12 protein-coding genes are annotated in these 13217 nt (G+C 67.2%); 4 read left to right on the top strand and 8 right to left on the bottom strand.

Annotated features, from left to right (window positions below; all coding sequences use genetic code 11):
* Positions 1 to 3: 3 nt before the first annotated feature.
* The 7 genes from pgl to fliL form a co-directional block, all read right to left on the bottom strand.
* A complete protein-coding gene (gene pgl, locus DBR10_RS16895; RefSeq protein WP_108504399.1) occupies positions 4 to 696 on the bottom strand; it encodes a 6-phosphogluconolactonase in 693 nt (230 codons plus the stop codon).
* Positions 697 to 698: 2 nt separating this feature from the next.
* Positions 699 to 2153, bottom strand: coding sequence for a glucose-6-phosphate dehydrogenase (gene zwf / locus DBR10_RS16900; RefSeq protein ID WP_108488748.1), 1455 nt, complete (start codon positions 2151 to 2153; stop codon positions 699 to 701).
* Positions 2154 to 2396: 243 nt separating this feature from the next.
* On the bottom strand, positions 2397 to 5261 hold the full coding sequence (locus tag DBR10_RS16905; RefSeq protein ID WP_108556524.1) for a tetratricopeptide repeat protein: 2865 nt from the start codon (positions 5259 to 5261) through the stop codon (positions 2397 to 2399).
* 7 nt (positions 5262 to 5268) lie between these two features.
* A complete protein-coding gene (locus DBR10_RS16910; RefSeq protein ID WP_108490200.1) occupies positions 5269 to 6036 on the bottom strand; it encodes a MotE family protein in 768 nt (255 codons plus the stop codon).
* Positions 6033 to 6611, bottom strand: a complete 579-nt coding sequence (locus DBR10_RS16915) for a DUF6468 domain-containing protein (protein ID WP_108505133.1) — start codon at positions 6609 to 6611, stop codon at positions 6033 to 6035. The genes DBR10_RS16910 and DBR10_RS16915 overlap by 4 nt, the downstream gene beginning before the upstream one ends.
* Positions 6608 to 7753: a flagellar motor switch protein FliM gene (fliM, locus tag DBR10_RS16920; protein ID WP_108505134.1), complete on the bottom strand. Its 1146-nt coding sequence runs from the start codon at positions 7751 to 7753 to the stop codon at positions 6608 to 6610. Before fliM ends, DBR10_RS16915 begins: the two co-directional genes overlap by 4 nt.
* A gap of 30 nt (positions 7754 to 7783) precedes the next feature.
* A complete protein-coding gene (gene fliL, locus DBR10_RS16925; protein WP_108505135.1) occupies positions 7784 to 8410 on the bottom strand; it encodes a flagellar basal body-associated protein FliL in 627 nt (208 codons plus the stop codon).
* 223 nt (positions 8411 to 8633) lie between these two features.
* Here fliL and flgF point away from each other — a divergent pair, with 223 nt between their 5' ends.
* From flgF to flgH, 4 genes are read left to right on the top strand one after another with little or no spacing between them, the layout of a single operon-like run.
* On the top strand, positions 8634 to 9371 hold the full coding sequence (flgF, locus tag DBR10_RS16930) for a flagellar basal-body rod protein FlgF (RefSeq protein ID WP_108505136.1): 738 nt from the start codon (positions 8634 to 8636) through the stop codon (positions 9369 to 9371).
* 13 nt (positions 9372 to 9384) lie between these two features.
* On the top strand, positions 9385 to 10173 hold the full coding sequence (gene flgG / locus DBR10_RS16935) for a flagellar basal-body rod protein FlgG (RefSeq protein WP_108490338.1): 789 nt from the start codon (positions 9385 to 9387) through the stop codon (positions 10171 to 10173).
* Between the two features lie 4 nt (positions 10174 to 10177).
* Positions 10178 to 10921: a flagellar basal body P-ring formation chaperone FlgA gene (gene flgA / locus DBR10_RS16940; protein ID WP_108505137.1), complete on the top strand. Its 744-nt coding sequence runs from the start codon at positions 10178 to 10180 to the stop codon at positions 10919 to 10921.
* Between the two features lie 11 nt (positions 10922 to 10932).
* Positions 10933 to 11664 carry a flagellar basal body L-ring protein FlgH gene (gene flgH / locus DBR10_RS16945; protein WP_108556525.1) on the top strand — a complete coding sequence of 244 codons (732 nt, stop codon included), beginning with the start codon at positions 10933 to 10935 and terminating at the stop codon, positions 11662 to 11664.
* Between the two features lie 100 nt (positions 11665 to 11764).
* On the opposite strand, the gene dxs is transcribed toward flgH, so the two are convergent.
* On the bottom strand, positions 11765 to 13217 hold a 1453-nt coding region (dxs, locus tag DBR10_RS16950; protein ID WP_233243461.1), incomplete at its 5' end, for a 1-deoxy-D-xylulose-5-phosphate synthase.

Consider the following 13217-nt stretch of genomic DNA (forward strand, 5'->3'; position numbering starts at 1 on the left):
GCGCTACTCGGCCCAAAGGATACGGACCGGCACGCGGTCCTGGTTGAGAATGGCGGCAACCGGCAAGGCAGGATCGACAGGGGCCTGAAGGAGGTCCCGCTTGGCCTGCCCTGTGACGAGCAGAACGATCAGCGAGGTCTGGGTCAGGGCCGCAAGGGTGAGGCTCAGACGCAGCAGATCCGGGGCCGGCTGGCCGGCGGGCACCGCGAGGACCAGACGGTCGGTCGCCGGGTCGAGTCCCTCAGCCAGGGCGATCGAGCCCGGAAACAGCGACGCGAAGTGACCATCCCCGCCAACGCCCAGGACCACCACACCAAACGGCAAGGCCTCTGCGACGCCGGCCTCGGCGGCCTTGGCCGCCGCGTCGAAGCCAAGTCCTTCGAAGAAGAGCGGTGCAAAGCGGGCAGAGGCGGCCTGCCCCTTCAGCAGATGCCGGCGCACCAGTCCCTCATTGCTGCTGGCATCCGACGGCGGCACAAAGCGCTCGTCGGTCAGGGTCACGGTGACCTTGTCCCACGGAGCCGCCAGGGTCGACATGCGCTCATAGACCGGGGCCGGGGTGGATCCCCCGGTTGCGGCAAAGCCCGCCTTGCCGTTGGCGTTCACAGCCTCGGTCAGGGTCGTGACCAGCAAGGCCGCTGCGGCGTCGTAGAGCGCCTCGCGGCTCGCAAAGGTCTCGATCGTCGGCAGGCTCATGATCAGGCCTTCCACGCACGCCCACCGGGCGCGATGAGGCCGTTGGACGACTGCGGACCCCAGGTTCCGGCCGCATAGGGCGCGGGTTCGATATTGGCTTCGACCCAGGCGGCAGAAACGCCGTCAATGAACTTCCAGGCCTGCTCCACCTCGTCGCGGCGCACGAACAGCGTGCGGTCGCCGCGGAACACGTCGAGGAACAGCTTTTCGTAGGCGATGCGACGACGGCCGCCGCTCTGACTAAACGACAGGGACAGCGGCAGCGACTGCAGCCGCATCCCCTCCTCCGACAGGCCCGGACGCTTGTTCATCAGGGTCAGAACGATGTTTTCGTCGGGTTGCAGGTCGATGACCAGCCGGTTGGCGACCAGATCTCCATCGGTGGCCTCGCCGAAGATGTTGTGCGGCAGGGCCTTGAACTGCACGACGATCTGGGTGCGGCGATCCGGAAGGTTCTTGCCGGTGCGCAGGAAAAACGGCACGCCGTCCCACCGCCAGTTGTCGATGGCCACCTTCATGGCCACGAAGGTTTCGGTCTTGCTGGGCTTGCCCACCTCGTCGAGATAGCCTGCCCGGGCTCCGCCCTCGACGACGCCGGCCACGTATTGGCCACGCACCGTGTCATGCGCCACCGACTCCTTAGTGAAGCGGCGCAGCGAGCGGAGAACCTTGACCTTTTCGTCGCGCACCGCGTCTGGATCGAAGCCGGAGGGAGCCTCCATGGCGACCAGGCAAAGCAGTTGCAGCATATGGTTCTGCACCATGTCCCGCAGCGCGCCATACTCGTCGTAATAGGGCCAGCGGTCGCCGACCTTTTCCGTCTCGGCGATCGTAATCTGGACGTGATCGATGGTGTTGCGATCCCAGAGGGGCTCGAACAGCACATTGGCAAAGCGCAGGGCCGTCAGGTTCTGGACCGTTTCCTTGCCCAGATAGTGATCGATCCGGAAGATCTGGCTTTCGCTGACCACCGCACCGACGGCGGCGTTGGTCTTGTGCGAGCTCTCAAGATCTCGGCCGATCGGCTTCTCCAGCACCAGCCGGGTCTCGGGACCGGTCAGGCCGGCGGCCTGCAGCGCCGCACAGGCGGGACCGTAAAGGCTGGGCGACAGGGAGAAGAAGATGACCAGCGAGCCATGCTCGCCGATGCGCTCGGCCAGGGACGCCGCACCTTCGGCCTTGGTGATGTCGACCGAGATGTAGTCCAGCCGGGCGGCCAGACGGGCCCAGGCGGCCTCTTCGACCGTCGCGCGCTTGCCCAGCTGTTCGCGGATCAGCGCCTTGTAGCTGTCGGCATCGTGGTCACCGCGCGCGACGCCAACGATCCTCAGATCATGTGGCAGGAGGCGGTCGACCTCGAGAAAATACAGAGATGGCAGCAGCATACGCAGGGCCAGATCGCCGGCACCGCCCAACAGAACCAGCACCTCGCGGCCATTTTCGCCGTCGTTCGTCATATCCACTAGATCTTCCACCCTATGACAACGTTGTCATGGCACGCCCGCGCGCGCTTGGCAAGCGGCTGTCGATCAACGTTCCGCCCGGGAAGTCGGGCGGCTCCTAACTAGGCCAAACGCGGGGTTGCCGCCATAAGACCAATCCTGTTTTGGAGACGGCTTTCGTCAATAACGTGCCCGGGACGAAATCACCGTGCTGAAGAGGCCACGTATCGAGCGGAACAGGGAAAGATCGCCCCTGCCCTAGCCCCTCGGCGTTGTTCCGGCCGGCTTGGCTGCACGGAAACGGTCCTTCATCTTGGCCACCCAGCCACCGAAGGCCTCGTTGTCAGCCGTCACCCGACTGAAGTCAGCGCTGGAAAGCGATTCGACGTTCAGGCCGGACAGCGCCACACGCAGGCCTTCGGGGTTGGCCGCGCTTTCGACAAATCCCGAATAGCGCTGACGAAGCCGGCCGAGGGCCACATTGTCGCCGGCCAGGCTATAGGCCACACCGGCCCGCAGGAGGCGCGCCTCTTCGCCCATCGCCAGGGTCCCCTGGCCGCGCCAGCGGTCGCCGAGCGCCTTTTCATATAGCGAACCGGCCACGGGCCAGGTCCGCTGCTTCCAGGCGATGTCGGCGCGCAGGTCCTGAACGTCGCGGCTGTTGTCCTTCTCGACCAGCTCGAGCGCCGCATCATAGCGGCCGAGCCCCATATAGGCCCGGGCAGTCGCCAGGCGACGCTCGCTGTTCAGGGCCGCCGGCAGGATGGTCGTACGGGTCTCGTTGATGGTCTGCAGCGCACTCTCGGGCTGCTTGTTCATCAGATAGATCCAGGCCAGATCCGTGGCGACCTGGGCCTTGGGCACGCCGTTGAGCCGGTTCTCGACCTGGTACTTCAGCAACTTGGCCGCATCATCGAGCAGGTCGACATCCACCAGGCGCCGAACCAGGTTGCGCACCATCTGGTCCCCGTCAGCCCCGATGGGGGTGAGTTCCTGGAAGTCGTAGAACATCCCGACCGCCTGGATCGGCTGCATCCCGTCAGCAAGGCCGTCGAGGAACAGGGCCCGGAAGGCCGTGTTCAGGTCATTGCGCAGCGCAATCGCCTCAGGCCGGTCCGACTGGGTTGTGCCGGCCGAGCGCAGCACATCCAGGGCCTCGCGATAGCGGCCCTGGTCAATATAGAGCTTGCCCAGCCCGCGAATGGTTTCGAGTTCGACCCCGTCGCCCCGCCAGCGGTAGCGCAACTGGTTCAGTTCCGCTGCAGCCGTTGCCGCATCGATCTGGCCCCTGGCAAGGCGGATCTGGGTCGCATGCAGCTGGGCCGGCGTGGCCAGACGGTCAATCGGAGCCTTGGCAATGGCCTGGAACATCCGCAGGGCCCGCATCTTCTCGCCCTTGGCCTCGAAGATCCGCGCCTGGGTCAAACGGATGGCCAACTGGTCCTCGACCGGAACCTTGGGCTGGGCCAGGGCCTCGCCGACCAGTCGGGCCGCACCGCCGAGGTCACCGACCCCGAGGGCCGCATCGGCCTGGGCGTGCAGGAACCGCGCGCGCCAGAGCGGCGGAAACAGCTCCAGCGCCCGTCCACCGCCCGTGAATTTCTCACGGGCCTCGGCCCATTCTCCCCCGCGGGCGGCGATGTAGCCGCGCCACTGGGCACTGGACGGGTCATCGGACAGGACAGGCGACGCAAAATCACTTTCGGCCTCGGCCAGGCGATTGGCCATGACGCGCGCCACGCCCCGCAGGCCGCGAAACTCGGCATCGCCCATCAGGGTCTGGTGCTTGCGGGCCGCAGCGTTCAGAACGCCGATCGCCTCATAGGCCATGCCCGAACCGACCAGAAAACGGGCCAGGGCCATCCGGGCCCCGATGTCGCCGTTCTTGTCCTCGCCCTCACCCGCAGCGGGTATCGCCCCCTGCAGCGCGTTGTAGCGGGCCAGAAAGCCCCCGGAACCGGTCTTGGGCCAGTTCTCGAGATCCACCAGGGCCGGCATGGCCATCGGCTGGGGCGCACCAGCGGCCGCGACCTCCGGCGGCGTCGCGGCGGAAACCGGCGACAGGACCAGACCTTTGGGGCGGCCGATGCGCAGCAGGTCGCCCTCGCTGGAGACCATCAGGTCGTCCGCATAGGTTTCCGCTGCCAGCCCCTGCGCCGAGGGCAGGAGCGCCATCTCGACATATTCACGGCGGGACGGCAGTCCTTTGGACGGTGCCAGGGCCGGCGCGACCAGCAGTCGGTCACCGACCGCAGGATCGGCGACCCATACGGCGCGCGTAACGCCGGCCAGAACAGCGGTCAGGGTCGCAGGATTGGCCGTCTCGTCCCGCGCCACACGGACTGGATCCGGAGTCGGCTGTGATCCTGCCCCCAGGCTGATCGTCCAGAGCCCGCCCAACCCCTCGGCATAATAGGGCGTACCGGCCGGCGTGACGATCCGCAGCGCGGTATAGTCGCTTCCCTTGAAGACCTGCAGCTTGCTGTAGTGCGGACTGGACGCCGGAAGCTTCGAGATATCGAGCCGCGCGGGCGTATCGAAAACGACCCAGACGGCCTCGCCGCGCCGGAAGACCGCGGCTCCGGCGGGAGCCGCCCAGTTGAACGCGATCTGGACCTGGGAGCCGGACTTCTCGAACCCGGCCTTGACGACTCCGCCCGGCGGCATCGGATTGGGGCGACCGACCGGCGCCGCAGGCGCTTCACCTGGAGCCGCCGCCGCCATGGCCCCGGCCTTGGCGTAGATATTGACGAAGTCAGAGCCGTCCGCGTTGCCGGTCCTTGCATCCGCGTCATCGGCGAGGTTCAGCACAATCTCGAGCGCGCCGCCGACATGCCGGGCCTGAGCCGACTTGACCCAGCGCGGCGGGGACAAGCCCAGAACGGTCATGTCCGGATTGGCGTCGCGACTGAAGCGCAGGGTCAGGACCTGCCCCTCGCGCCTGGCCGTCATGCGACCACCGCCCAGGAACTCGACCCGCGAGAACTCGGCAGCCTGGGCAACACGGACGATCAGGCCGCCCCGCGCCACGGCCACGGGACCGGCAGCCTGGACCGACGGAACCGCAACACTGGCGATGCAGACCGCCGCGACGCCGGATCGCAGGAGCGTGCGTAGACTCATCGCTGCCCTAGCCTGACTTCTTCGGCGACGCACCGGCCAGAGCACCGGCGTCCGCCGTCTTGCCCGCAGCGGTCCCGCCGTCGGCGACGGCGGCCTTGCCCTTGGTGATGGCGTCACCCGCAAAGCGGTTGGCGAGCTTCTCGGTCAGGACCTTGGCATCCGTCGGCGCCATGTTCGCCAGGATCAGGGCCAGGGTCCGCTCCTTCATCTTGGCGGCGATCGGCACGCGGACCGCATCGTCAAGGATCGTCATCCGCGCTGCGGCGTCCTTGGGCTTCATGCCCGAGAACACCGTCACCATCCGGTCGACCTCGGCCGACTTCTGGGAGTCGGCCTGCCCCAGCAGCCCCTGGATGTCGCCCTTCAGGCCGTTCAGGGATTTGACCTTCGCATCGAGCTTGGCCTCAGCTGCGGCCAGCAACTGGAGTTGCACGTCAATGTCCTGCTCGCGCTGGTCCAACTGACCGCGACGGGCACCGAGGCTCTGCAGGATCCGCAGTTCGGCCGGCGACAGGCCGGCCTCGCGGGCCAGGTCGGTCGCCGTCGGAGCGCAAACCTTCGGCATGGCGGCCGACGCAGCCGGGGCCTTGGGAGCCGGCTTCTGGGCCGCCCCTTCGCCGGCAGCGCCCTCTCCGGCCTTGCCGGTGCCTTCGGCAAAAGCCCGCGCGCCACTGATCATCTCGGGCAGCGACCGCGCGCCGGCCAGGGCATTGACCGCCAGGACACCGCCGACGGCGATGCCCACGAGCGGCAGAATGCGGGGAATGTTCTTCATCGCCGGGCTCTGAAACTGGAACCGGGGCCGGGTGGATCCACCGGCCCCTCAAAAAGGTCATCATCAACCCGGGCGCGTGAACGCGGGGTTTCCTTGGGTGGAGACGGCTTCGGCGCTGCCGGCCGTGCGACGGGCTCACCCGCCGGCCGCATCGCCTTGGCAGCGGGCTTCGCCCGGGCCTCACGCTCCAGAAGCCGCTCGAAATCCTCGGCCTTCAGCCGACGTTCGGATTGCAGGGGTGACTCGGCAGGCTCCGGACGCGCACGCGGCGCTGTCGGCGGCGGCGGCGTGACGACGGGGCGGTTCAGGGCTTCGTCCAGCCGGGCCGCCAGGGCCGTAGCCCGCGCGATGCGGTCAGCCAGGGATTCAGAAGCCTCATCGGTGGCCGCGCGCAGGTCAGCCAACCCCTGCTCTGCCCGGGCAGCGGCCTGATCGAGATCGGCAACGGCCTTGGCGAACCCGGCATGACTGTCGCGCAGGGCCTCGAGGCGACGCTCGAGGCGCCAACCAAAGCCCAGGGCCACGATCAGCAGGACCGCGAGAAGCAGGTTGAGGGCGACCGCGACCAGGCTCATTTCAGCTTCTGCACCGCTTTCTTGGCCGCCGGGGTCAGCGGAGCCTCGGCGCGGACCGCGATCGAATGGTTGCGACGCCCCATCCGTCCGCGCGTCAGCGGGATGGCCCCCGCACGCAGTTCCACCAGACTTTCGGGCGTGGCGTTCAGCATCAGGGTGTCGCCGACCTTGAGATCCAGCACCCGCGACAGGGGCAGCTGCTGCTCGTCGAGAACGGCCCGAACTTCCATCTGGGTCGTCCAGAGCTCGGTGGCCAGGTGACCTTCCCAGATGTTGTCGCGGCCGAACTTCTCGCCCATGAACTGCTGCAGCAGCATCTTGCGGATGGGCTCGAGCGTCGCATAGGGCAGCAGCAGCTCGATGCGGCCGCCACGGTCTTCCATGTCGATCCGCAGCTTGACCAGGATGGCGGCGTTGGCCGGTCGCGCGATGGCGGCAAAGCGCGGATTGGTCTCCAGCCGGTCCAGCGAGAAATTGACCGGATGCAGCGGCTCGAACGCGCTTTTCAGGTCATGCAGGACGACCTCGATCATCCGCTGCACCAGCACCCGCTCGATGGTGGTGTAGGGACGACCTTCGATGCGCATCGCGGCCGTGCCGCGGCGTCCGCCCAGCAGCACGTCGACGATCGAATAGATCAGGTTGGAGTCGACGGTCAGCAGGCCGTAATTGTCGAGCTCCTCGGCCCGGAACACGGCCAGGATCGCCGGCAGCGGGATGGAGTTGAGATAGTCGCCGAAGCGGATCGAGCTGATGTTGTCGAGGCTCACCTCGACGTTGTCGCTGGTGAAATTGCGCAGGCTCGTCGTCATCAACCGCACGAGGCGGTCAAAGACGATTTCGAGCATCGGCAGACGCTCGTAGCTGACCAGGGCAGAGTTGATGATCGCCCTGATGCCGGTGCGGTCGTCCGCGCCGTCGCCTGAAAGGTCGAAGCCCAGCAGGCTGTCGATTTCGTCCTGATTGAGGATCCTTTCGGATCCCATCATGTCGCCGCCGCCGCCGTCGTCCCAGCCGCCGCCGCCCATGCCGCCGCTGAAGTCGCCGAACGCGTTGGCGCCGCCGGACGCGTCCCCGCCCCCCGGAGGGTTCTCCGAGGCCCATTGCGCCATTGCGGCCTGATCGTCGATTTCGTCCGCCATGTTGGTTTGCCCAACCCGCGCCGCAGGGCGCTAGTTGATGAGCATCTCCTCAATCAGGACGGCATTCACCTTGGAGGGCGCGGCGACCAGATTGACCCGGCGCAGCAGTTCGACCCGGAGCTGGTAGGCTCCCTGGCTGCCGTTCAGGTCTTCCGGCCTCAGTTCGCGCAGGAACGTCTGGAACATGTCCGACAGTCTGGGCAGATTCGGGGTCAACGCCTCGGCGGTTTCCTGGTCCGGCAGTTCGAAGGTGAGCTTAAGCTTGAGGAAGGTCGTCTTGCCGTCGGCCGTCTGCATGTTCACGACGATGTCGGGCAGGGTGTAGAACACGATCCCGTCCGGCCCCTCCTTGATCACCGGAGCCCCGGCCGCCCCTTCAGCGCCCTTCTCACCGCCGCCGTGACCGCCCTCCTCCTTCTTCTTTTCCTTCTTTTCCTTCTTCTCCTTGCCGTGTTCCTCGGCACCCTTTTCGCCATGGGCGGCGGGCTTGGGCTTCAGCAGGAAAAAGGCCGCAGCGCCGCCGCCACCCAGCAGGAGGACGCCGGCCGCCGCCGCGATCAGGATGATGGGTGGCTTCTTCTTGGCGGGGGCTTCGCCGTCTTCAGCACCCTCTTCGCCCTCGGGGGCGGGAGCTTCCTTCGGGGGTTTCTTGGCCACGCGCGCGGTTCCTTGGAATCTATGCCCCTACTGATGCGCGAGCATGGTTAACGATCTGTTTTAGAGGTCATTTCGCCGCAGGCTGAATCTGCCCGGCAGACTCCGCCCAACAGCCCTCCGTTAACCTTGTTATTCGCTGATTTTACTCAGTTTTTTGACTTGGCCCGAAGGTTGCAGAGCCCTTAGCGGCGTAATTCTCGCGCCAGTCGTCCCGGTAATCGTCATGGACAACGCCCTGTATGTAGGCCTTTCGCGGCAGCTGACCCTGCGCCGCGAGCTGGATATCGTGGCCAACAACATCGCCAATGCCAACACCACGGGCTTCAAGGCCGAGGAACTGATGGTCCGTACCGAGCCGGCGCGTCCGGCCCGGACGCTGGGCGGCTCCAACCCCGTCAAGTTTGTTCTCGATGACGGCGTGACCCGCGACTTCACCCAGGGCGCGATGACCAAGACCGGCGGCGATTTCGATCTCGCCATCGAGGGCCAGGGCTTCTTCAAGGTCCAGACGGCGGGCGGCGAGCGCTACACCCGCGACGGCCGCTTCACCACCAACCCGGAAGGCAAGCTCGTCACCCAGGGCGGGGCCCCGGTGCTGGATGAAGGCGGCGGCGAGATCCTGATCGATCCCAAGCTCGGGGCCGTCAGCATCGGCAAGGACGGCCTGGTCAGCCAGGGCCAGGTTCGGGTCGGCAAGATCGGCGTCGTCAGCACCCAGGACCTCTCGGCCCTGCGCAAGGACGGCGACAACCTGTATCGCAACGTCGCCAACGTCACGCTTCAGCCCGCCCCGAGCGCCGTCGTGCACCAGGGCATGCTGGAATCCTCCAACGTCCAGTCCGTGGTCCAGATCACCAAGCTGATCGAGGTGCAGCGCGCCTACGAGAGCATGGCCAAGATGATGGACAACACCGCCGAACTGACGCGCTCCGCCGTCGAGCGCCTCGGCAAAGTCAATTAAGGGAACCTAGACCATGCAAGCTCTGCGCACCGCCGCGTCCGGCATGTCGGCCCAACAGCTGAATGTCGAAGTGATCTCCAACAACATCGCCAACATGAACACGGTTGGCTTCAAGCGTCAGCGGGCCGAGTTCCAGGACCTGCTCTACCAGACCATCGAACGCGCCGGGGCCCAGTCCTCCAGCGACGGCAATGTCGTGCCGACGGGCGTCCAGGTCGGCGGCGGCGTCAAGGCCGGCTCGGTCTACCGGATCACCGAGCAGGGCACGCCGACCATGACCAACAACGAGCTGGACGTGGCCATCCAGGGCAAGGGCTACCTGCAGGTCCTGCTGCCCTCGGGCGAGACCGCCTATACCCGCGCCGGCAACTTCTCGACCAATGACCAGGGCCAGGTGGTCACCGAGGACGGCTATGTCGTCCAGCCGGGCATCACCATCCCGCAGAACACCACGGCGATCACGATCGGCAAGACCGGTCTGGTGCAGGTGACCATCTCCGGTGCCGCCCAGCCCCAGACCGTGGGCCAGATCGAGCTGGCCAACTTCATGAACGAGGGCGGTCTCGAGGCGATCGGTGACAACCTGCTGATGGAAAGCGGGGCCTCCGGCTCGCCGAACATTGCCGCGCCCGGCCAGCCGGGCTTCGGCACCCTGCTGCAGAACTATACCGAGGCCAGCAACGTCGATTCGGTCAGCGAAATCACCGCCCTGATCGTCGCCCAGCGGGCCTACGAGATGAATTCGAAGGTCATCACCACCGCCGACCAGATGCTCCAGGCCACTTCGCAGCTGAGGTCATAGGGTCATGAAGCGCCTTCTCCTCGCCGCCTGCGCCCTGCTGATCGCCTCGCCTGCCCTGGCCGCCCAGCCCGTCACCCTGCGCTTCGACACCTCCGACGAGGACGGCCGGATCACGCTCGGCGACCTGTTCGACGGTGCCGGCGCCGCTTCGGGCGTCCTGATTGCCAGCCGGGTGGGTCCGACGGCGGTTCTGGATGCCGGTATGGTGCAGTCCGCCGCCCGCCGGGCCGGTCTGGAATGGGCCAACAGCCAGGGCATCCGCCGCATCGTGGTGCGCCAGGGACCGGACGGCGGGGCCACCGCCCCGATGGTCCGCGCCAATGTGGAAGTTCTTGCCTATGCCCGCAGCCTCGCGGCCGGCGAAATCGTCCAGCCGCAGGACCTGATCTGGACCAAGGTGGCCGTCGCCCCCAGCGATACGCCCGGCGACGCCGAGGCCCTGATCGGCATGAGCGTCCGCCGCCCCCTGCGCCAGGGGGCCGTCGCCTCGCTGCGCGATGTTTCGGCCGCCCAGGTCATCAAGACGGGCGACCAGGTCGCCGTCACCTTCGAGGACGGCGGCATTTCGCTGACCCTGCAGGGCAAGGCCCTGACGGCTGCGGCCGTCGGCGACACCTTCACGCTGCAGAACACCGTGTCCAAGAAAGTCATCGAGGCCGTGGCCGTCGGCCCCGGTTCCGCCGTCGTCGGTCCCCAGGCCCAGCGCCTGCGGGCCAGCCGTAACCCCGTTCGCTACGCCGCCCGCTAGAGGTCATCGTCATGCGCAAATCGCTCCTCGTCGCCGCCCTGCTCCTCGCCCCGCTCGCCGCCTGCTCGACCGTGACCGAGGCGGTCAAGGGCCCTGAACTGGCCCCGGTCGGCTATCCGGCCCAGCTGGCCCCGATGTCGCAGCAATATGTCTCGGCCCGCGAACCCGCGCCCCAGGCCGCTTCGGCCAATTCGCTGTGGCGGGTCGGCGCGCGCGCCTTCTTCAACGACCAGCGCGCCAGCCGCGTGGGCGACATCCTGACCGTCCAGATCGACATCGACGACAGCGCCAGCACCAAGAACAACACCGCCAGCAACCGCACCTCCAGCACCAAGGCCGGGGTCAGCAACTTCCTCGGCCTGGAGTCGAGCCTCGGCAAGGTCCTGCCGGGCGGCTTCGATCCGGCCAATGCGGTCGGCACGGACTCGACCTTCAGCAACGCCGGCGGCGGCAGCGTCAGCCGCTCGGAAAAGATCAGCCTGACGATCGCCGCCGTGGTCAGCCAGGTGCTGCCGAACGGCAATATGGTCATCCAGGGCACCCAGGAAGTCCGGACCAATGCTGAACTGCGCCAGCTGACCGTGGCCGGCATCGTGCGTCCGGAAGACATCTCTTCGGCCAACACGATCAAGCACACCCAGATCGCCGAAGCCCGCATCAGCTACGGCGGCCGCGGCGACATCAGCCGCGTGCAGAAGACCCCGGCCGGCCAGGCCCTGGTCGAGCGCTTCTCGCCGTTCTGATCGCGGCCCTCAGACTGGAAAAGGCGCGGCCCCGCGAGGGTGCCGCGCCTTTTGCGTTTTCTAGGGGGCTGACTGCCGGAGACCGCCGGGATCGACCCCTCTAAGCCCGCCGCCCCGCCGCCGAGGCGTTGTCGGCACCCAGGGCCGCCAGGGCACCGTGCAGGATGCCTTCAGCGTCGAGACCGGCCTGGGCGTACATCAGGTCAGGCTTGTCCTGGTCCTGGAAGACGTCCGGCAGGGTGAGGGTGCGGATCTTCAGACCGCGATCCAGCGCGCCGTGCGTGGCCAGGGCCTGCAGCACAAAGGCGCCGAAGCCGCCCATGGCGCCTTCTTCCACCGTGATGATCGCCTCGTGCTCGCGGGCCAGCCGCAGCAGCAGGTCGATGTCCAGCGGCTTGGCGAAGCGGGCGTCACAGACGGTAGCCGAGAGGCCGCGCGCGGCCAGCAGGTCGGCGGCCTTCAGGCTTTCGGTCAGGCGCGTGCCGAACGACACGATGGCGACGCTGGTCCCTTCGCGGACGATGCGGCCCTTGCCGATCTCCAGCGGCTCGGCGCGGCCCACAGGCATCTCGAGGCCCAGGCCTTCGCCGCGCGGATAGCGGAAGGCGCTGGGACGGTCGTCGATCTCGACGGCGGTGGCGACCATGCGGGCCAGCTCGAGCTCGTCGGCGGCGGCCATCAGCACCATGCCGGGCAGAGCCCCCATGAAGCCGATGTCGAAGGTGCCGGCATGGGTCGGGCCGTCGGCCCCCACGAGTCCGGCGCGGTCCATGGCGAAGCGCACCGGCAGGCGCTGGATGGCCACGTCGTGAACCACCTGGTCATAGCCGCGCTGCAGGAAGGTGGAATAGATCGCCGCAAACGGCTTCATGCCGTCGGCGGCCAGGCCGGCGGCGAAGGTCACCGCATGCTGCTCGGCGATACCGACGTCGAAGGTCCGCTCGGGGAAGGCCTTCTGGAACAGGTCCAGACCCGTGCCCGAGGGCATGGCGGCGGTGATGGCGACGATCTTGGGATCGGCTTCCGCCTGCTTGACCAGTTCTTGGGCGAACACCTTGGTGTAGCTGGGCGGGCCGGCGGCGGCCTTCTGCTGCTGACCGGTGACGACGTCGAACTTGACCACCGCATGCAGCTTGTCGGCCGCGCCCTCGGCCGGCGCATAGCCCTTGCCCTTCTGGGTCACGACGTGAACCAGGACCGGCTTTTCCTTGAACTCGCGGGCGTTCTTCAGCACCGAGACCAGGGCGTCCATGTCATGGCCGTCGATGGGCCCGACATAGTGGAAGCCCAGTTCCTCGAAGAAGGTGCCGCCGGTGACCATGCCGCGGGCATATTCCTCGGCCTTGCGGGCGGCTTCCCGCATCTGGGTCGGCAGCTTTTCGACCACCGTCTTGCCCAGCTTGCGGACCTTGCGATAGGTCCCGCCGGACACGAGATTGGCCAGATAGGCGCTCATCCCGCCGACCGGCGGGGCGATCGACATGTCGTTGTCGTTGAGGATGACCGTCAGTTGCTTGGTCGTGTCGGTGGCCGCGTTCATCGCCTCATAGGCC

Origin of the sequence: Caulobacter sp. HMWF025 (assembly GCF_003060965.1) — a bacterium.
Lineage (GTDB): Bacteria > Pseudomonadota > Alphaproteobacteria > Caulobacterales > Caulobacteraceae > Caulobacter.